Origin of the sequence: Streptomyces sp. NBC_00459 (genome assembly GCF_036013955.1) — a bacterium.
Classification (GTDB): domain Bacteria; phylum Actinomycetota; class Actinomycetes; order Streptomycetales; family Streptomycetaceae; genus Streptomyces.
Map to the genome: position 1 here is coordinate 378,965 of NZ_CP107903.1, position 20,478 is coordinate 399,442.

Annotated in this window: 13 protein-coding genes and 1 pseudogene; 7 read left to right on the top strand and 7 right to left on the bottom strand. The window is 70.6% G+C overall.

Going from position 1 to position 20,478, the window contains the following annotated elements:
• Positions 1 to 86: 86 nt before the first annotated feature.
• Positions 87 to 1,436 (bottom strand): pectate lyase family protein, encoded by a 1,350-nt coding sequence (locus OHN74_RS01445; RefSeq protein ID WP_327692649.1) that lies wholly within the window; start codon positions 1,434 to 1,436, stop codon positions 87 to 89.
• Between the two features lie 236 nt (positions 1,437 to 1,672).
• The gene (locus tag OHN74_RS01450; RefSeq protein WP_327692650.1) at positions 1,673 to 2,752 is read right to left on the bottom strand and encodes an endonuclease/exonuclease/phosphatase family protein; all 1,080 of its coding nucleotides are present in this window, start codon (positions 2,750 to 2,752) and stop codon (positions 1,673 to 1,675) included.
• 410 nt (positions 2,753 to 3,162) lie between these two features.
• Between OHN74_RS01450 and OHN74_RS01455 the strand changes: the two genes are divergently transcribed.
• The 3 genes from OHN74_RS01455 (at position 3,163) to OHN74_RS01465 (ending at position 5,807) form a co-directional block, all read left to right on the top strand.
• Complete coding sequence (locus tag OHN74_RS01455) at positions 3,163 to 3,858, top strand: response regulator transcription factor (protein WP_327692651.1); 696 nt, start codon at positions 3,163 to 3,165, stop codon at positions 3,856 to 3,858.
• A gap of 10 nt (positions 3,859 to 3,868) precedes the next feature.
• The gene (locus tag OHN74_RS01460) at positions 3,869 to 4,969 is read left to right on the top strand and encodes a sensor histidine kinase (RefSeq protein WP_327692652.1); all 1,101 of its coding nucleotides are present in this window, start codon (positions 3,869 to 3,871) and stop codon (positions 4,967 to 4,969) included.
• 310 nt (positions 4,970 to 5,279) lie between these two features.
• Entirely contained in the window at positions 5,280 to 5,807 is a 528-nt protein-coding gene (locus tag OHN74_RS01465) for a hypothetical protein (protein WP_327692653.1), read from the top strand.
• 141 nt (positions 5,808 to 5,948) lie between these two features.
• Here OHN74_RS01465 and OHN74_RS01470 read toward each other — a convergent pair whose 3' ends face one another.
• Complete coding sequence (locus OHN74_RS01470; RefSeq protein WP_327692654.1) at positions 5,949 to 6,782, bottom strand: DUF1206 domain-containing protein; 834 nt, start codon at positions 6,780 to 6,782, stop codon at positions 5,949 to 5,951.
• Between the two features lie 384 nt (positions 6,783 to 7,166).
• Between OHN74_RS01470 and OHN74_RS01475 the strand changes: the two genes are divergently transcribed.
• On the top strand, positions 7,167 to 8,597 hold the full coding sequence (locus OHN74_RS01475) for an MFS transporter (protein WP_327692655.1): 1,431 nt from the start codon (positions 7,167 to 7,169) through the stop codon (positions 8,595 to 8,597).
• A 139-nt stretch (positions 8,598 to 8,736) separates the two neighbouring features.
• Here the strand turns inward: OHN74_RS01475 and OHN74_RS01480 are convergent, their stop codons facing one another.
• Together OHN74_RS01480 and OHN74_RS01485 are read right to left on the bottom strand one after the other, a co-directional pair.
• Positions 8,737 to 9,153, bottom strand: a complete 417-nt coding sequence (locus OHN74_RS01480; protein WP_327692656.1) for an ATP-binding protein — start codon at positions 9,151 to 9,153, stop codon at positions 8,737 to 8,739.
• A 193-nt stretch (positions 9,154 to 9,346) separates the two neighbouring features.
• Positions 9,347 to 9,745: pseudogene (locus OHN74_RS01485) on the bottom strand (hypothetical protein); the annotation flags it as partial.
• Here OHN74_RS01485 and OHN74_RS01490 point away from each other — a divergent pair.
• The 3 genes from OHN74_RS01490 (at position 9,732) to OHN74_RS01500 (ending at position 16,812) form a co-directional block, all read left to right on the top strand.
• Complete coding sequence (locus tag OHN74_RS01490) at positions 9,732 to 12,968, top strand: ABC transporter permease (RefSeq protein ID WP_327692657.1); 3,237 nt, start codon at positions 9,732 to 9,734, stop codon at positions 12,966 to 12,968. The pseudogene OHN74_RS01485 and the gene OHN74_RS01490 overlap by 14 nt on opposite strands.
• Positions 12,965 to 15,739, top strand: coding sequence for an ABC transporter permease (locus OHN74_RS01495; protein ID WP_327692658.1), 2,775 nt, complete (start codon positions 12,965 to 12,967; stop codon positions 15,737 to 15,739). Before OHN74_RS01490 ends, OHN74_RS01495 begins: the two co-directional genes overlap by 4 nt.
• 77 nt (positions 15,740 to 15,816) lie before the next feature.
• The gene (locus tag OHN74_RS01500) at positions 15,817 to 16,812 is read left to right on the top strand and encodes an ABC transporter ATP-binding protein (RefSeq protein ID WP_327692659.1); all 996 of its coding nucleotides are present in this window, start codon (positions 15,817 to 15,819) and stop codon (positions 16,810 to 16,812) included.
• A gap of 248 nt (positions 16,813 to 17,060) precedes the next feature.
• Here OHN74_RS01500 and OHN74_RS01505 read toward each other — a convergent pair whose 3' ends face one another.
• Both OHN74_RS01505 and OHN74_RS01510 read right to left on the bottom strand, forming a co-directional pair.
• On the bottom strand, positions 17,061 to 17,753 hold the full coding sequence (locus tag OHN74_RS01505; RefSeq protein WP_327692660.1) for an ABC transporter ATP-binding protein: 693 nt from the start codon (positions 17,751 to 17,753) through the stop codon (positions 17,061 to 17,063).
• Between the two features lie 192 nt (positions 17,754 to 17,945).
• Complete coding sequence (locus OHN74_RS01510) at positions 17,946 to 20,459, bottom strand: SpoIIE family protein phosphatase (protein ID WP_443060331.1); 2,514 nt, start codon at positions 20,457 to 20,459, stop codon at positions 17,946 to 17,948.
• Between the last annotated feature and the right edge of the window lie 19 nt (positions 20,460 to 20,478).

Genomic DNA, 20,478 nt, shown 5'->3' on the forward strand with positions numbered 1-20,478 from the left:
TTCGCCCCGCCGGACGGATCCGACGGGGCGAAGCAACCGGGCCCGGTGGAACCAAGAGCGTCACTCCCTCGGCACCGGGCCCCGTCTCACTTGGTGAGGACGCCGGCGCCCGCGGTCCCCGCCAGCTCCGTCGCCAGGTTCTTCGCCGTCGTCTGGAGGCCCGCCGTCAGGGCCGGCTTCCAGTTGACCGTCGTCTTCAGCTTCTTGGAGTTCGCGGCGTTGTACACGGCCACGAGATCCGTCGCCGTGCCGTTGACCAGGTTGCCGGTGCCCGCGACCGAGCCGGTGCCGTCGCCGCTCAGCAGCTTCGCGGCCTTGCCGCCGGAAGGGAGCTTCCAGGCGTTGAACTCGGCGACGACCTGCGCCTTGGCCCGGGAGTTGACCGTGTAGAGGGGCGCGTAGCCGTTGATGGTCGTCGTGTCGAAGTAGTTGTTGTAGATGTGGATCTGGCCGATCCGGGCCAGCGGGGCGCGCTGGACGATGCCCTTCCACACGTTGTGGTGGATGGAGACCCGCAGCTTTCCGACGCTGTCGGTGTCGCTGCTGCCGATCAGCATGGTCTTGTCGTGGTTCGTGAACTGGTTGCGCTCGACGGTCACCAGGTCGGAGCCGTTGGTGATGTCGAGGGCACCGTCGTGGATCTGGTACTCCCGGCCGTAGTACTTCGGGTTGGCGCTGTCGAGGTGCGGCGCGTCGGTGAACGTGTTGTGGTCGGCCCATACATGGGTCGCCCCACGCAGGGTGACGGAGTCGTACGCGGAGTTCCAGTTGCCGGTGGAACCGTCCGTCGGGTCCCACTGCGGGAAGCAGTCCTCGGTGGCGCTGAAGGTCAGGTTCCGGATGATGACGTTGTCGACGCTCTTCGCCTGGAGACTGCCTCCGGTGATCCCGGCGTTGGTGCCCGGCACTCCCACGAGGGTGGTGTTGGCCGGCACCTTGAAGACGATGTTCTTCGCCTGCGCGGCCTGGGCGGCGGCCCGCGCCTTCTCCTGCGTACCCGAGGGCAGCTTCGAACGGCCGTACGTGGCGGGGTCGTACGCCTTCAGATAGGCGGCGAGCGAGTATCCCGTACCGGCTGTGTAGTCGGCGCAGGTCAGCTTCTTGCCCGCATCGTTCGTATTGGCGTCGATCGTGCCCTTGATCTGGATGATCTTCGCCGTCGAGTTGGTCGCACTGCCCAGCGCCTTCACCAGCTGCGCGCGGGTGCTGACGGTGAAGACGTGCGCGGAGTCGGCCTGCGCGCCACCGGTCGTGCCGGTGCCGGAGGCCGCCCAGCCGTCCTTGGCGGGCAGCACCTGGTGAGCCAGGTCGACGGCACCCGCGTTCGCGTTCATGGCGAAGACTGCGGCGCCGAGGCCCGCGGCGGCCACGGCCGCGGTGGAGACCAGAACGGTGCGGCGTGTGCGGAGGGAGCGGCGGTGGGAAGGGGAAGCCACGGATGAGTCCTTACGTGGTGGTGGAACGTGTGCGGTGTGTGAAGCTCCCGTGTGCGGGGCTTTCGACTCGTCAGTGGTCGCGGAACACCGAAAGGTTGCCCACGGGTACCTGTGATTTTTTGAGGCCCGTTTGACGGGCGCCGAACCCAACGCCCGCACCCACAACGGCTCCTGACAGCACTTCCCCCCGACGTACGGTCAGGGCTGCCACCGGTCTTCCTGCCGCGATCGTGGGTTCACCAGCGGATTGCGGCCGCCACCGGCAGATGGTCACTGCCCGTGGCCGGCAGCGTCCACGAACTCTCCGGCTTCACCCCGCGGACCAGGATCTGGTCGATCCGCACCACGGGGAACCTCGCGGGCCAGCTGAAGCCGAAGCCGTTCCCGGCCACAGCCTGGGTCGAGCGCAGCTGCGAGGTGAGGCCGGCGAACGCGCGGTCCTCCGTGGTGCCGTTCAGGTCGCCGAGCAGCACCACGCGCTCGTTCCTCTCGGCGGCGATGGCCTTGCCGAGTGCCCGCGCGTTTCTGTCCCGCGAGTCCGTCCAGAAGCCCGCGCTGGGATTCACCCGCGCTGACCCCAGGTGGGCCACGTACACCGCCAGGGGACCCTGCTCCGTGGCCACCGTGGTCCGCAGTGCCCGGGTGTCGGCCATCTTGATGTCGACCGGCTTGGTTTCCGCCAGCGGCCCGTAGTCCGTCTGGATGTCGACCGGCCGGGTGTCCGACAGCGGTAGCTTGCTCCACAGCCCGACCGTGCCCAGCACCGTGTGGTGGGGGTACGCCTTCGCCAGTTCCTTCTCGTACAGCGGCTTCGCCTGCGGGGTGATCTCCTCCAGAGCCAGCACGTCCGCGCCGGCCGCGGCCAGGTCGCGGGCGGTGCCGGCCGGGTCGGAGTTGTTCGCACCGACGTTGTGGCCGGCCACGGTGAGGTCGCCGCCCGGGTGGGACTTGTCGCTGAGCAGGTCGCCGTAGAGCTGCAACCACACCAGGACCGGCAACAGCAGCGCGACCACCGCGGAGGCGGAGCGGCGCCACAGTGCCCCGGCCAGCAGCAGCGGGACGAACAGTCCGAACCACGGCAGGACCGTCTCCGTCAGGCTGCCGAGGTTCCCGATCCGGTTCGGGATCCTCGCGTGCAGCAACATGCACAGGCCCAGCAGCAGCGCCGTTGCCGCGAGCACCGGACCACGCTTCCAGGGCCCCGGGCGGGAGCCGATACGGATCGCCCGGCGGATGCCCGCCCGCCAGGTACCGGGGCCGGTGTCCCGGGGGTCGCCGATGCTCCGCCGGGTCTCCGCCGCGTCCGCCCGCGTCATCGTCCGTCCTCGCTCGCTGCCGGTCACAGCCGCGTCCTCGGGTCCTGGGCAGGGTCGGCACACATACGCGCGCAACCGCGATCGATCTCTGCGGTGGCCACCCGTTGGGCGAGCTGATTCCGGTGATCCGGGGAATACCGGCCGCTGTTGACGTGGAACGCGGCTCGATGCGCATTCGGTGACGGACCCGAGGAAGGCCTCGAAGCCGCTGAGTCCGAGGAGATCCAGGAGACCCAAGAGACGCAAGAGACCCAGGAGTCCGAGAAATTCTGCGACTGGTGTCCGAAGGACATTGATCGTGCCGAGAAAGGGGTTTGAGCCATGCTGCCAGTCAAGGCAGTGCCGTGTTGTCGGCGCGTATGTCGTTTTCGATACGCCGACGATATGTGTCGGCTCGTAGCATCAACCGCATGCGTGTGTTGATCGTCGAGGACGAACCTTATCTGGCAGAGGCCATCCGCGACGGCCTACGCCTGGAAGCGATCGCGGCCGACATCGCGGGTGACGGAGACACCGCTCTGAAACTGCTGAGCATCAACACCTACGACATCGCCGTCCTCGACCGGGACATTCCTGGACCGTCCGGGGACGAGATCGCCGAACGTATCGTCGCCTCCGGCAGCGGCACGCCGATCCTCATGCTCACCGCTGCCGACCGTCTCGACGACAAAGCCTCCGGGTTCGAACTCGGCGCCGACGACTACCTCACGAAACCCTTCGAACTCCGAGAACTCGCGCTCAGGCTCAGAGCGCTCGACCGCAGACGTGCCCACAACAGGCCGCCCGTACGGGAGATCGCAGGTCTTCGGCTGGACCCCTTCCGCAGAGAGATCTACCGGGACGGTCGCTATGTGGCGCTGACCAGGAAGCAGTTCGCCGTGCTCGAAGTCCTCGTCGCTGCCGAAGGCGGTGTCGTGAGCGCCGAGGAACTTCTGGAACGCGCCTGGGACGAGAACGCCGACCCGTTCACCAACGCCGTGCGCATCACCGTCTCGGCACTGCGCAAGCGGCTCGGCGAACCCTGGCTCATCGCCACCGTGCCAGGCATCGGCTACCGCATCGACACGCGACCGGAGTCCGGACAGGAGGGGCGCGAGTGTGGATAGGGCACCCGGGTTGAGCGTTCGCGTCAAACTCACCCTCAGCTACGCCGGCTTCCTCATGCTTGCCAGCGTCCTGCTGCTCGCGGCGGTGTGGGTGTTCCTCCTGCGTTACGTCCCCGACCAGGCGCTCATCGTCCCCGGTTCCGCCGGCAGTCTCACCAGCGGCGTTTTTCCCATCCGGTCCAACCTCCTGCGCGTTTTCGCTCCGCGGGCAGCCGCAGTGCTGGCATTCCTGCTGGTGTTCGGCCTCGTGGGAGGGTGGATCCTCGCCGGCCGGATGCTCGCCCCGCTGACCCGCATCACGGGCGCCACACGCCTGGCCACGAACGGATCGCTCGGCCATCGAATCCGACTACCGGGTCGCAAGGACGAGTTCCGCGAATTCGCCGACGCCTTCGACGCGATGCTCGCACGGCTCGAAGCACACGTCGCCGAACAGCAGAGATTCGCAGCCAACGCCTCTCACGAGTTGCGCACCCCGCTGGCCGTCTCGAAGGCGCTTCTCGACGTGGCCCGCGCAGATCCGAAGTACGAGGCCACCGAGGTCATCGACCGCCTCCACGCCGTCAACACCCGAGCGATCAACCTCACGGAAGCGCTGCTCCTGCTCAGCCGCGCCAACCAGCGGTCCTTCCCCCGGGAACCTGTCGACCTGTCCCTGTTCGTGGAGGAGGTCACCGAAACACTCCTTCCCCTCGCGGAACGGCAAGGCGTCACCATCGAGGCCTCCGGCGACATCACCCCCGCCATCGGATCTCAGGCGCTCCTGCTTCAGCTGACCACGAATCTCGTGCACAACGCGATCGTCCACAATCTGCCTGAACAGGGCACCGTGTGGGTCAACAGCCGCGTCCGCCCCAAAACCGTGGTGCTCACTGTCGAGAACACCGGCGAGCAGCTCACTCCAGAGCTGGTCTCGACATTCACCGAACCTTTCCGGCGCGGCACCGAGCGCGTACATGCCGACCACGCAGGCGTCGGCCTCGGCCTGGCAATCGTCAAGACCATCACCCACGCACACGACGGAACGCTCATCCTCACCCCGCGTTCCGCCGGCGGGATCCGTATCACTGTGGAACTACCCGTGACAGCCTCACACGCAGACAGGCGATGAATCGGGGAATTGACGCGCCGCCACAATGGTGAGCAGGCAGTCATGCACTCTTTTCCATACTCGGCCGACGAGTGCTGAAGGGCCCGGACAACGTCACGCGGCGTGCAGGGCAACTGCCGTACAACCCTTTGGGCGTCCAACGGGTCTCACCTTGTGTCCGAAGCGTTCCGGGCAATCCGGAGATGGCCGCTTCGCGCCACGGGGACCTGCACTGACCATGCATGCCTTTTCGGTGTCCCCCACTTCGGAGCACGTCACAGCCCGTGTCATGACACGTGGCTCAACCACGACGAGCAGGGGGAAACACCACATGCGTCATCTCAAGACCGCCACTGCGGCGCTGGCCTGCGCCTTCGCTCTCATCCCGGCCGGAGTCGCCACCGCCGGGACCGGCCCGGCGCCCGCTCCGACCGCGCGCACCACTGCGGCGGCCTCCACCGCGCCGTCCGCCGACGGTAACCCGGCAAGCCAGCGGGCCCGGGCCGCCGGGGTGTGCGCGGACGCGTACCAGATCGGTTCCACCGGCTACATCACACGCGCCGGCAAGACTGTCGCCTCCGTCAAGCAGTTCTACTCGCCGTCCTGCGCCCGGAACTACGGCTATGTATGGGTCTGGCAGAGCTTCCGCGACGCGGTCGGAGACTACGACGTGACCTCCGCCGTCTACAGCTACTCCCAGGACGAAGTCCTGGGCAAGCGTTCCTGGACCAACACCACCGCCCAGGAATTCTGGTCCAACGGCACCAGCACCGTGAGTGAATGCACGGCCGGGTCGGGCACCGTACGGGCCGCCGGTGACCCCGCACCTGTAGGGGGTTACTCCAGCAAGCGCTGCTGAACCCCTACCCACGGCGGGGGAAGCGACCAACGGCTCAGAGCCCCTGCACCGCATGGTGGCCCGACCGCCTTGGCATCGCGGGCTGTCGCCCTTCCCCCGAGCCACTGCCGGAACTGCTCCGGCAGTGGCTCGGGGCAGCGTTCACAGCCGCCGCCAGCGGGCCGAGGCGAAGGAGAAGACGCCGAAGAGGATCAACCCGATCGCGACGGCGACCAGGAGCCACGGCCCCACCGGCGTCTGCGCGAAGCTCCGGAGCGTCGCGTCCACGCCCTTGGCCTCGTCCGGGTCGAAGCGGACAGCTGCCACCAGAACGAAGACCCCGGCCGCGGCGAACACCACACCACGTGCCACACCTCCGCCCACGCCCAGAGCGGTGACGACCTGCTTCGTACGACGGCTCATGGTGGCGGTGTCCAACTGCCGCAGGAAGCGCCGAAGGGCCGCCCGGACGGCGAGTACCGCGCCGATGCCGATCAGGAGACAGCCCGCAGCTCCCACCAGCACCTGGCCGTACGACAGTTCGAGCGCCGATGCCGTCCAGTCCTGCGACTGCTCGTTGCTGCTGGAGCCCTGGCCACCGCCGGCGGCGTACACCGCCGTGGCCCAGCAGACGGAGGCGTAGAAGAGCGCCCGGCCGCCGTCGAGAAGTCGTGAACCCGCCTTCCGCCGGGGCCCCCTGGTGAGCACGGCGCGGGATCCGCGCCAGAGCGCCATGGACGCGAAGCCGACCACCAGCGCCCACAGCATCGCCTTCCCGAAGGGCTGCGTCGCGATCTCGTGCAGCGCGCCCTGTCGGTCCGCCTGGCCGCCACCGCTCCCGACGGCGATCCGGATGGACAGCAGCCCGATCAGCACATACACGATGCCGCGCGCGACAAAACCCGCTCGCCCGGCGGCGGTCAGCGTCTCGCGCTGCGTGGAACGGGCCGCGGACTTCGCGGCCCGTCCGCGCCCTTGCGTGTTGGACGACGTCACGATGTCCTCCCCATGGGGTGGGCACTCGTTTTACGCCCACCGCCCTCAAGTGCCCCGGGCCGGGGGCTTGATGCGCGCCCCCGCGACGAACCCCGCCCGCGAAGACACGAGCCGACGTACATCCGCGGAACACCGGGAGGTGATCCGCGAACCAGGTGTAGTGTCAGGCGCTGGAAGTAAAAACGTGTGTTCACTGCTGGGCATCGGCACCGGCCGACGGAGCAGGGGCCACACGCGCACACGCGGTCTCGGACGAGCCGCCACTTCTTCACATCGAAGGAGTGCGCAGTGAACGTCCGCCGTGTCCGCCGTGATGGAGCCGCCGAGAATGTCGGCGCCCCGACCGAAGCCTCAGGTTCGCCACGCTCCCTCCGCGAAGCGGGGATGGCGCTCGCAGGGCTGTCAGCGGTGTTTCTGTTCGAGATGCTCGACAACTCGATCCTCAACGTCGCCTTGCCGACCATCGGCCGCGAACTGTCGGCGTCGACGACTGTGCTGCAGTGGGTCACGGGCGTGTATGCCGTCGTGTTCGGAAGCCTGATGCTGGCCCTCGGCGCGCTGGCCGACCGGGTCGGCCGCCGCAGGGTCATGCTGGTCGGGCTGGTGCTGCTGGGTGTGGCAAGTCTGGCAACCGCGTTCGTCACCACGGCGGAACAACTCGTCGCGGTCCGCGCGGCGACGGGCGTCGCGGCCGCGATGACGACGCCGGGCTCCCTCGCCCTGGCGTTCCGCCTGTTCGACGCAGACGGGCTCCGTGTCCGTGCGACGACACTGATCTCGACGGTGGGTCTGATCGGACTCGCGGTCGGGCCCACGGCAGGTGGCTTTGTCCTCGCGTTCGCTCCGTGGCAGGTGCTGCTGCTGGTGAACGTGCCGATCGCCGCACTCGCGTTCATCGGCATTCGGCGCGGCATCCCCGCTGACAAGGCGGACGAACTGCACCGTGACCCGGTCGATGGCGCGGGCGCCCTGCTCGGTTCGGTCACGATCGCGCTCACGCTGGTCGCCCCGACGCTGTTCGTCGGCGCCGGCGCCGCATCGCCTCTTCCGTGGCTGACCACGGCAGCGGCCGTCGTGATGGCAGTGCTGTTCGTCGTCCGCGAGCGTTCCGCCCGCTGTCCGCTGCTCGACCTCGAACTCGTCGCTCGCCCACTCGTATCGAGCGGTCTGGCGTTCAAGGCCGCCGCAGCCCTCGCGACCGCCGGCCTCGGCTACCTCGTGACCCTGCAGCTCCAGCTCGACTGGGGCTGGACGCCCGCACAAGCGGCCCTGGGAATGTTGCCGCAGGTGGCCGTGCTCATCGCCGGCGGCGCTCTCGTCGGTCCGCTGGTCACGCGTGTCGGTCTCGACAAGGCCGCCCGGCTCAGCGCCGGAGCCGTCGTGTGCGGGCTCGCCGTCTACGGGCTGTTGGGCCGCTTCGGGTACGTGTGGGTCGCCCTGGCGCTCGCGCTCGTCGCCGCCGGGATGCGCGTCGTAGGTGTCGTCGCCGGGACCAACGTGATGCGTGGCCTCCCGGCCAACCGCACCACCATCGGCGCGGCGCTGGTGGACACCGCAGGCGAGGTCAGCACCGGGATCGGCATCGCTGTCAGCGGCACCATCCTCGCAGCGCTCTTCACCGGCGATGTCGCCACGTCGAGCTGGAGCACGGACCAGACCGCGGAATTCCGCGAGGCGGTCACCTCGGCCGGCCTCGCGCTCACCTTCTTGGCTGGGACGCTGGTGGGATGGGGCATCATCCGTGCCCGACGCATCACGGACGGCCCGACGCCATCGACATCGCCCGCGGCCGATGCCGAGGCCGACAGCGTGTAGGCACGCAGGCACAGGCTTTGGCGCCGCACAAGCGTCGGCTCCCGGGTCGGCCCGGCCGAGTGGACAACACGCCCCGATCGGCCATCGCGTCCAGGCGCCCAACGGGTCGATCACATGCGTTGACGCAACGTTCTGCTGCTCAGCCTCCGCCGGGCCGGTCGGCACCGGCCGGGCGGAAGCACGCCGACACGGTCTTGCCGTGTCGCTGACACTTCATCTGCAAGTCATCAGCGAGCATCCGCACGATGCCCACCCCGCGACCGGAGGTCTCGCCCGCCTGCGGACTGCGTTGGCGTGGCAGTGTCGGGTCCTCGTCATGGACGCTCACATGAAGGCAGTCGCCGTCCCAGGTAAGGATCAGATGCGCGTCGCTGTGCGCGTGGACATGTGCGTTGGTGAGCAGTTCGGACACGGTCAGGACGACAGCGTCCACTGTCTCGGGCTCGGCAGCGGTCCAAGGAAGTGACTCCAACTGCCTTCGTGTCCATCGCCGACCGGCGCGCACGCCCCCTGACGCGGGAAACGAGTGCGCCCAGCCCATCGCCTTGATCGCCACCGGCTTCCCCTTCCTGCCGTCCGAATCCGGCTCGTACACAGCGTGTGCCCACCAGCCGCGAGCGCAGACGTCCCACCGGCCGAGGCATGACAGGGCCGGCTGAAGGCAGCCCGTTCGCCTGGCCCGACCGACCGGCATGCCGGCCCACGGTTGCGCCAGTCGCGTCTTCAAAGGACCTCGCTGCCTCGTACTGGCCGACCGTAAGGAAGTAGCGCAGCGCTTCTGATGTGTTGTCGTTCAGAGGCGCGTTCGCCGCCGTGCGCAGGGCGGCGCTGATGTCGGGATCGGCCAGGATGTGGAGGATCGCGATGCGCAGGTCGTCCGCATCCATCTCGTCGTAGGGAGAGTCCGTGTTCGCCGCCGCCACGACTGCGGCGGTCGACGGCGTTGCGGCAGTGGCCAAAGGGCCGGAGCGAGGGCGCCGACAGCCAAGGCACCCGCCAAAACCGATCACAAGGCGACCAAAGTCGGTCCTAGAATGCCCTCTTGCACCTGCACGCTGCCGACGCCGCATCGCGTTCCGGTACGTGTGGTTGGAATCGGGGGGTTTGGTGGGGGAACGAGGGGTGCCTGCAGGCGTGTTGCGGTTCATCGCACTGCGGGCGTGGGTGTACCGCGCGCTTATCGGTGCTGCCCTGCTGACCGTGCTGCTGACCACGACCGTGCTGGCCGCGCTCACCGCCTACTCGGGCGCGATAGGCGACGCGGCGCTGCGGCGGTCGCTCGCCGAGCAACGTACCGCTGCCGAGGCCGCTTTGGTGGTCAAGGGTGACGTGCCGGCCGAAGAGCGGCAGGCTGCCGACGACGCCGTGCGGGCGGGGGCCCGGACCATCTTCGCCGGGCTGCCGGTGCGGGTGCGTACCCTGCTGCGTTCCGGCCCCTACGCCCTGCCGCCCACGCTGCGGCCGGCGTCAGAGCGGGGCGAGAACCCGGACCTCACACAATTCGCGGACCTGGATCGCACGCAGGTGCGGACCGTCGCAGGGCGGCTGCCCCGTGCGGCGGTGACAGCCGGCTCCATCGAGGCGGCACTGCCGCAGAGCGCCGCCCAGCGACTCGGGGTGGCACCCGGCGCCCGGCTGACCGTCACCGACCGGCTGGGCGGCCCCGCGGTGCGCGTGCTGATCACCGGCGTGTACCGGCCGGTGGACCTCCGGGCACCCTACTGGCAGTTGGACGACCTGGGCGGCCGGGGAGTGCAGGCGTCGAGCTTCACGACGTACGGCCCGTTGCTCACCGCTGCGGGCGTGCCGGCGTCGGGGCGGGTGAGCGTCGGCACGTCGGGCTGGCTGGCGTCGGCCGACTACTCCTCGCTGACGACTGAGCGGATCGACTCGCTGCGCGCGGCTGTCCGCTCGGGGAGCGCGCAGTTGCGCGAGCGGCCCGCCCTCGGCGGTGCGACCGTGGCGGCCACCGCGTTGCCGGAGGTGCTGGACCGCATCGAACGCTCCCTGCTCGTCACGCGTTCCAGCATGCTGATCGTCGCCGGTCAGCTCGGACTGCTCGCGGCCTGCGCCCTGTTGCTCGTCGCCGGGTTGCTCAGCTCCGAGCGCGTGGTCGAGACCCGGTTGCTCCGTGCGCGCGGTGCCACCCGGGCACGGCTGGCGGGCCTGGCCGCGCTGGAGTCCCTGCTGATCTCCCTACCGGCGGTGCTGGTGGCACCACTGCTGTCGGGGCCGTTGACGCGGCTGCTGGTCGGGCAGGGTGCGCTGGGCCGGACCGGCGTGCACGTGGACGTGCCGGTCGGGGGCCGGCCCGAGGTGTGGTCGGTCGCCGTGGGCGTGGCTGTGCTGTGCTCGCTGGCGGTGGCTGTCCCCGCGTGGCGGGCGTCCTTCACGCGCACTGTCGGGGTGCGGGCCGGGGCGTTGCCCGCATCGCTGCGCGCCGGGGCGGATGTCGGGTTGATCGCCGTGGCCGGTGTCGCCTTCTGGATGCTCGGAAGCCAGCGCTCCGGTGCTGTCACGACCGACCGTGAGGGGGTCCTCGGCGTCGACCCGCTGCTGGTGGCGGCGCCCGCTCTGGTCCTGCTCGCCGGAACGGTTCTGGTGCTGCGGCTGCTGCCCTCGCTGGCGCGTGTCGGCGAGCGAGTGCTGACCCGCGGGCACGGCCTCACCGCGGCCATGGTCGGCTGGCAGTTCAGTCGCCGACCGATGCGAGGGGCGGGCCCGGTGCTCCTCCTGGTCATTTCCGTGGCGTTGGGCGTGATCGCGATCGGTCAGAGCGCGTCCTGGCACCGTTCCCAGGACGACCAGGCCGACTTCCGCGCGGGTGCCGAGGTGCGCGTCATGACCTCCGGGAGCGGCGGTGTCGGCCGTACGGACGCCTACGCGAACCTTCCGCACGTTGCCGCGGTCGCCCCCGCGGTCCGTGGCACCGTGTCGCTCTCCGGCAGCCGCACCGCGACCGTGGTGGCCCTCGACACGGCGGAGGCTGCCGGGGCGGTTCTGGCGCGCCACGACCTGACGGACGGTCCGCTGCTCGCCGGGCTCGCGCCGCGCGGAACGCCCGCAGGCGTCGGGATACCGGAGGGCACGGCCCGGCTCACACTGACCGCTGCCCTGCACAGCACCAGGCCGGGGCCGGGCGCGGACGCCACACTCACCGTGCGGGACCGTTACGGAACCTCCTACGAGATACCGGCCGGCCACCTCGCCGCGGACGGCCGCCCGCACCCGCTGACCCCGGATCTGAACGGCGCCCAGGGCCCGTTGGCGCTGACCGAACTCACCCTGAGTACGTTGCAGCCGACCGACCGTGCGCACCGGCACCGCCTGGTCCTCGGCGCGCTCACGGCGACGGCCGGCGACGGTGACGTCCGGCAGTTGACCTTGCCGACGAGGTGGGCGACCGCGTTCCAGACCGACTCGGTCACCTTCGCCCCCGACGACAGCGCCCGGCCGACCCGCCCCCGGATCACGTCGACGGCACCCCTCACCATGACGTACAGCACCGGATACCTGCCGCCGGACGTTCCGCCGGCTTCCATGCCTCTGGAGGTCCGGCTGAAGGTCGTCCAGCCCGCGGCGCCCGAGATCGTCGCGGTCGCCACCCGCCAGTTCCTGACCGCGTCCGGTGCGCGCGAGGGCCAGCGCGTGGACGTGACCTTCGACGGCCGTTCCGTGCCCGTACGGATTGTCCGCACCGCGAGCGCCCTGCCCACGACGGAAACCACCGCGCAGGACGGTGGGGCCCTGCTGGTCGATCTCCGGGCCGTCAACCGGGTGTTGGAAGCCCGGTACGGAACCGGCCTCACGCCCACCGAGTGGTGGTTGCGCACTGCCGCGCCCGGTGCCGCGGCAGCTGCCGTGCGGGCCCTGCCCGACGTCGAGCCGGAACAGGTGGTGGTGCGCGACGAGATGGCGGAGGAGCTGCGCGACGATCCGTTCGGGGCGGCCCCAGAAGCAGCGCTGATCGCGGCGGCCGCGGTGACGGTACTCTTCGCCTCGCTCGGCTTCGCGGTGAGCTCGGCAGGCGCGATGCGGGTCCGGGACGGCGAGTTCGCCGTGCTGCGCGCCCTGGGGACACCACGCCGTCGGCTGGCCCGGCTGGTCGCCGTGGAGCACGGCGTGCTGGTGGCCCTGGCGCTGTTGGTCGGCACGGCCCTGGGCACGGTGCTGACGTACGCGCTGGTTCCCCTCGTCGTCCTGACCGGGCAGGCCACCCGGCCGCTCCCGCCGGTGCTGGTCGAAATCCCACTCCTGCGTCTGGCCACCCTGCTGGCGGCCCTCGCAGCGGGCCCGGCCCTTGTGACCGTGGCCCTCGCGCTTCGGCGGGCGAAACCCGTGATGACTCTCAGGGACGAGGTGACGCAGTGACCGCGCAGCCGGTGCCCCCGCCGAGCGAGGGGACGAGGGCGGTGCCGCCGCACGTACGGGTCGGGTTGCGGACCCGTCTGAGGGCCTTCGCCGGCACGTCCGTGGCCCTCGCGCTGCTGGTGACCGTGACCGCCGCGCTGGCTGCCGCGTACCCGCGTGCCGTCGACCGGTACGGAGACGCGGGGCTGCGCCGGGCGGTCGAGCAGGCCTCTCCCGGCCGGACGACCGTGCAGGTGGACGCCCCGCCACCCTGGACGGACACCATCGAGGAGGCGGAGGCCGCCCTGCGCACCGGTCCGCTGGCCGCGGCGCGGGCCGAGGTTCTCGCCACCGCGAAGGCGCCGTTCGTTCCCGACCTCGCGCAGTCGTCGTACGGCGTACGCACGACCGTCGGCCTGGCGGCGTCCGACCCCTGGCTTCCCCAGCCCGCAGGCATGCCCGCCCAACTGCTGCTCGCCGCTCAGCAGGATCTCGCCTCCCACGCCCGGCTCAGCGCGGGCCGGTTGCCACGCACCACGGGTGAACCGGTGACCGCGGAGACCGCGCAGGTCGAGGCCGCCGTCACCGCGGACACCGCCCGCACGCTCGACATCCGGGTGGGCTCGGTGATCCACCTGCCAAGTCCGGTACGCGCCCCGCTCGCCGTCCGGGTCACCGGGATCGTCGTCCCGCGCACCCCTGCGGGCGCCTACTGGTCGACACTGCCGGTGCTGCGCACCCCCGCGCTGAACCGCCTGCCCGGCAGCCAGCTGACAGAGGTCTTCTGGCTCGGCGGCCTGCTCCTCGCCCCGGAAGCCGGCCCGGCCCTCCTGTCCACCGCCGGCCAACCACACCGGTACTGGCAGGTGGCCCCCGACGTCGCCACCCTGCGCGGCCACGATCTCGACCGTCTGGCGTCCGCCGTCGCCGCCTTTGAGTCAGGCCCGGGAGTACAGCGCCTGCGGGCTGTCGTCGACCCGCGCCTGGAGGCCCAGACGAATCTCGACGAGGTCCTCACAGACCATGCCGGACTACGGTCGGGAATCGCCCCGCTGCTTCTCCTCGCCGCCGTCGGGACCGGCAGCCTCGCCCTGATCGTCCTGGCCATGGCGAGCGGTGTGGCAGCCGATCGCCGACGCGCGGAGCTGACGCTGCTGCGTGCTCGGGGCGCCTCACTGTCCGGCCTCGCCGTTCGGCTGCTGGCGGAGACGGCAGTGGTGGCCGTGCCGGCCGGCGCCCTCGGACTGACCGTCGCCCTGCTCGTCCTGCCAGGTGACCGAAGCGCGTCCGCTGTCGCCGCCGCCCTCGCCCCCACTCTGCTCGCCTGTGTCGCGCTCCCGCTGCGCGCTGTGGTGGCGCACCGCACGGTACGCATGCACGACGGCCGGGAGGGCCTCACCTCCACCCGGCCGTCCCGGCACCGTACGGTGGCCGAACTGACCGTGCTGGTCATCGCGTTGGGGGCGGTCGCCGCACTGCGTCGGCAGGGATCCGGCAGCACCGGTCTGGTGGCCACCGCCCCGCTGCTGACGGGCGTCGTCGCGGCTCTGTTGCTGGCACGCCTTCACCCCCTGCCGCTGCGTGCGCTGAGCAGGGCGACCACACGCATGCGCGGCCTGGTGATTCCGCTGTCGCTGGCCCAGGTGGCCCGCGCCCCCGGCTTCGCGGTGCTGCCGCTGCTCGCCCTGCTCACCGCTCTGACCACAGCCGCGTTCGGCGGCTCGGTCCTGGCGGGGGTCACAGCGGCACGCGACCAGGCCGCGCTTCTCGCCGTCGGCGCCGACGGCCGTGTCGAGACCAGCACCGGTGAACTCCCTCAGGGCCTGCCCGACCGAGTCCGCCGACTGCCCGGCGTACGGAACATGACGGAAGCGAGCGTCATCAACGAGGCGAAACCGCAGGAGGGCAGTCAGCCGGTACCGCTGGCCGGTGTGGACCCCGACGCCTACGCACACCTGTCTCAGCGCACGGGACTGGGACCGTTCGACGCGGCGAGCCTCCGGCACGAGGACGCCGGTACGACGGCCGGCGCCGACCGGCCCCTGCCCGCGCTGGCCTCACCTCGCGTGGCCGAGGACTACGGCACCGGCCCCTACCCCGTCCTGCTCCCGGACGGCACCTCGGTCACCGTCCGGATCGTCATGGTCCGGGAGCACACGGCGGCTGTGATCGGTGACGACTTCCTGATCGTGGACCGCGCCGGTCTTCCCCGCACCACCGCGCGCACGACGACCCTGCTGTTGACCGGCGACGCCCTGAACGGCCGGGCACTGCGCTCGGCGGCGGACGGCACGGCGACATCCGTCCGGCTGCGCATCGAGGAACGCGCGCGGTACGTCGACTCACCGCTGCAGTCCGGCGCGGAACGCCTGTACGGTGCCGCGGTCGCCGCGGGCGCCGGCTACGCGGTTCTCGCGCTCCTCCTGACCGTGCTGCGCACCGCGCCCGAACGCAGCGCTCTGCTCGCCCGGTTGCGCACGATGGGCATGAGCCGTTCCCAGGGCCGCCGACTGCTGATCCTCACAGCCCTCCCGCAGGCGTTCCTGGCCGCGGCGGGCGGTCTGCTCACCGGTTGGGCCGGCATTCACCTGCTGTCGTCCGGCGTCGACCTCACGGCCATCGCCCTGGCCTCCCCGTCCGCCGTCGAGGGGGCCGCACTGCGCACAGATCCGCTCTCGCTGGCGGTTCCGGCGCTCACCGTGCTGCTGCTGGCCGTCTGTGTGCCCGCCGGCCAGGCCTGGTGGACCGGCCGCCGTGGCTCGGTGCGCGAACTGAGGATGGGTGACGACTAGACAGTGAGCAGAACCCCGAGACCAAGCCCCCGCCCCCGGCACCGGCCCGTGTCCCTCTGTCCGCCCAGGAGCAGCCGATGACCAGCAGCCCGACCTTCCACGAGCTCACCGACCGTGCCCTTGCCGCGCGCAACGCCGCCGTCTACGGTCACGACGCCCTGATCACCTGCGACCGGCTGGTGCGGATCTTCTCCGCCGACGGCGTGGAGGTCCAGGCGCTGCAAGGCCTCGATCTCCTCGTGCGCAAGGGGGAGTTGATGGCCCTGGTCGGTGCCTCCGGCAGCGGCAAGTCCACCCTCATGAACATCCTGGCCGGACTGGACAAACCCAGCGCCGGCGTGGCCCGCGTCGCCGGCCACGACCTGGTCACGATGTCCTCCAAGGACCGTCTCGCCTACCGTCGCAAGACCGTCGGCTTCGTGTGGCAGCAGACCTCCCGCAACCTCCTGCCCTATCTCACCGCCGCACAGAACGTCGCCCTGCCCTTGCAGTTGGCCCGCGCACGAGGTTCGCGCCGAACCAGGGCCGATCGCGCCATGGAACTCCTGGACCTGCTGGACGTAGCGGAATGCCGCGACCGTCGGCCGCACCAGATGTCCGGCGGCCAGCAGCAGCGCGTCGCCCTCGCGGTCGCACTGGCCAACGATCCCGCGGTCCTGCTCGCCGACGAGCCCACCGGCGAACTCGACTCCCACACCGCAGAGCAGGTGTTCGCCGCGTTCCGCACCGCCAACGAGGAGTTGGGGACCACCATCGTGATCGTCACGCACGATCAGTCCGTCGCCGGTGAGGTCCGCCGTACGGTCGCCATCCGGGACGGCCGCACGTCGACGGAGGTCCTGCGCCACAGCGAAGTCGACTCCGCCACAGGCCAGGAGAACCTGGTCGCCCGCGAATACGCCATGCTCGACCGGGCCGGCCGCCTCCAGCTCCCCGCCGAGTACACCCGGGTCCTGGGGATGCGCGACCGCGTCGCCCTGGAACTGGAACCCGACCACATCGCCGTCCGCCCGGACGACACACGCAACGGCGGTCACGGCCAGGGCCCAGCCGCGGAACAGTCGGGGCTCTGAAACCAGCCAGACGCGTCCGGCGGACCCACTCCTCAGCCAGGGGAGGCGCTGCCTGAGGGGCGGAGGGCACGGTGTTCCGCGGACATCGGCTGTGTGGAGGAACACTCGTCGACTGTCTGCAGAAACGCGGTGCGCCCGGTCCTCCGATCGCTCCAGCGGTCTGCCCTGCGGATCAGGCCGCAGAGCAGAAGACCCTGGGGGAACGCATGCCGGACTCGACGTCTGCAGTGTGATCCAGACAGCTGGTCCTAAGAGTCGGTGATCTCTCCGTCCTTCAGCTCCAGCACACGATCTGCGAGGTCAAGAAGCGTTCTGTCGTGGGTGGCCACGAGAGCCGTGATCTGTTCGCTGCGGACGACCGCGCGCAGCAGTTCCATCACGGAGTGCCCGGTCTCCGCGTCCAACTGGCCGGTCGGCTCGTCGGCGATGAGAATCGAGGGACTGTTGGCCAGGGCGCGGGCGATGGCGACGCGCTGGCGCTGCCCGCCCGACAACTCGCTCGGGCGCTGCGCGGCATGGTCCGCGAGACCAACGAGGGACAGCAGCAGCTCGACGCGCTCCCGCCGTTCGCGCGGGTCCGCCCTTCGCAGCCGCAGCGGCATGCCCACATTTTCCGCAGCCGTGAGGATGGGAATGAGCCCGAACGACTGGAAGACGAAGCCGATGCGCTCGCGGCGCAGCGCGAGGAGGGCGTCCTCACCCTGGTCCCGCAGATGCAGCCCGTCGACGGTGACGCGTCCGCTGTCCGGCTCGTCCAGACCACCGACGATGTTGAGCAGAGTGGTCTTGCCCGAACCCGAGCGTCCCTTGAGAGCTACGAGTTCCCCCTGAGGGACCTCGAAGGACACACCGCGCAGAGCATGAACGGCACTGGCGCCTCGACCGTACGACTTGTGCACATCCGCCACCTGCAGCATTGCTGCGGTCACCGCCTGGCCCATCGCGCCCCCTGTATGCTCCGCCGATTCCGCAGCGCGCCAGTGTCTCACCCGGCACCACAACCGGCAAAGCATGTTGTGGTACTGCGCTTCAGTTCCCGTGCGTCGGCCCCTCCCGTGAGTGACGGTGGTCGGCAGATCGCACCTCGCCACGAAGTGGACCATGACGCATCGAGATCCACTTTTGAACGCGCCCTAGGTCACCCGGACTCCCACAATGCAGGTGTCGTCGTCCGTATCGGACTTGCTGTAGGTGAGCAGGCGGTCCAGTTGCTGGTCGAGCGTGGGCGGTACCGTGCGCGCGGCCAGCAGAAGCTGGGCCAGCGATTCCTCCACGGACCGGTCACGGCGTTCGATCAGGCCGTCCGTGTACATCAGCAAGGTGTCGTCGACGGCCAGTTGGACCTCGTGTTCCTCGTACGTCGCCTCCGGCAGGGCACCGAGCAGCAGGCCCGTGATCCAGGGCAGCGGCGTCGCCTCGTTGCCGCGTACCAGGACGGGCGGCAGATGACCCGCCCTGGCCCAGCGCAGGGTGTGGCGGTCGGGGTCGTACAGGCCGCAGACCGCCGTGGCGGTGACGGTTCCGGTCAGATGGTGGGCCACCATGTTGAGCCAGGACAGCAACTGGCCCGGTCCTGCGCCGGTCACGGCGAGACCACGCAGCGCGTTGCGCAGGACGACCATGCTGGTGGCCGCCTCTATGCCGTGTCCGGCGATGTCTCCCACACAGAGCAGCACCAGCCCGGACGGCAGCACCACTGCGTCGTACCAGTCGCCGCCGACCAGGTGCTGGGTCTCCGCGGGCCGGTAGCGGACGGCCACGCGCAGTCCGGGCGCCTCCAACGGAGCCTGCGCCGGGGGCATGATCGCGTGCTGGAGCTGGAGGGTGAGCTTGTTGCGTTCGCTCGCCTGCTGCTCGGAGTGGGCGAGTTGGTCGCGGGTGGCGGCGAGGGCGACCTCCGTCCAGTGGTGGGCGGAGATGTCCTGGTAGGCGCCCCGGACGACGAACAGCCGGCCGTCGGAGTCGAGGACCGGCTCGGCGACGACGCGGATGTGCCGGGTCACGCCGTCGGGCCGCTGGAGCCTGAAGGCCGCGGACGCGGGGCGACGATGGTGCAGCAGGGTGCGCAGGAACCTGCCGATGGCGACGGCGTCGTCGGGGTGGGCGTGGGCGGGGAGATCCTCCAGCGGGACCGGGCCGCTGACGGAGGGCTTGCCGTAGAGGCTGAAGAGCTGGCCGTTCCAGGTGATCTCGCCGGTGAGGAGGTTCTCCTCGAAACCGCCGATGCGGCCGAGGCGTTGGGCGTGCTGCAGCAGGCTCGCCAGCCGTGCCGTCTCGTCCTCCATGCGCCAGACGAGGAGGACACTGCCACCGTGCCGGCTGGCGCTGATGTCGGCGACCGCGGCGAGCGGGACGTCGTCCACCAGGGCCGTGAGCCGCATACGGCGGGCACGGAACGGCTCGCCCGTGGCATAGACGCGTTCGATCTGCTCGAACAGTTCGCTCTCACCGGCGGCCATCGGATACGTCTCCAGGAGCAGGGCTCCGTTGACGGCGCCTCGCGGTCGCCCGGCCGGGTCGAGGAAGCAGATGTTGACGTGGTGGATACGGAAGTCGACCAGCTCGCCGGTGGCGTCCAGGTGCGGGACGAGCACCAGCGCCGGGTCGTGGAGTCCGTCGGCCAGGTCCATCAGTTCGGCCGTGGCCGGCAGGACAGCGGGCCGCGTATCGCTGTCGGGGTGCTGCGGGGCGTAGGTCTCCAGGGTGTGCGCGCACAGCTCGGCCAGGGCCTCGACCTGACGCACGATCTGCGGGGGCTGGGCTTCCAGCGGCGTGGGCCAGACGATTTCCAGTACTCCGTGGATCCGGCCGCCGGTGCCCGCGGGTACGGCGGCCCTGCCCCCGTCGGGGTGATGGGACCGGCCGATGGAGGGCAGGCCGGTCTCCGACAGGCTGCCGATCCACTGCCCCGTTCGCTCGCCGAGCCCGCGGCGGGCCACAGTCACCACGCCCGGCGGCACGTACCGCCAGCGTGCTGCCTCCGCGGCCGGGAATCCGGCGCTGCCCGCCAGGCTGAGGGAGCCGTCCGCGCCCAGTGCCCAGATCGCCACGGCTTCCGCGCCGAGCGGCGTCAGAGCGTGTTCCAGCAGGGAGTCGGCCACGGCCTGGGCGTCGTGGGCGGCCAGCGCGCCGCTCTCGGCGGTCCTCAGCCGTACGGCGAAGGAACCCGTCCCCCGGGGGTCGGCGGCTTCGCTGTGGTCCGCCGTGGTCGTGAGGAAGGCGGTCGTCACGTCGGAGACCCGGTCACGCGCGGCCTGGTTGATGACCTCGACGGCGAATGCGAGGGGTGTCACGCCCGCTTGTTCGGTCAGCTCGGCGAGTTGCCGTGCCGCCTGCGACGGCCCGCACCCGAGCCGCTCGACGAGGATGCCCTTGGCCAGTTCGATCAGGGCGCGCCCGTCCGCTTCCGCCTGGGCCGTCTGCACCTCACGGCGCAGTCGCTCCACCGTCGCCGCGAGTCTGCCGACGGGGGAAGGCTGCCCCTCCCTGTCCTCTTCTTTCGTACTGGCTCCGGCTTGACCGCCGCTGCGGGCGACTGGCACCAGAGCCGGTGGGTTGTCGGGCAGCAGGCCGGTGTCCGCCGTCGGATCCTCTGCGTCCTGCGGGTCGGAGTCGCTCACGGTTGACCTGTTCCTCGGCTCGGGCATGCAGGGACATCACGCGGTC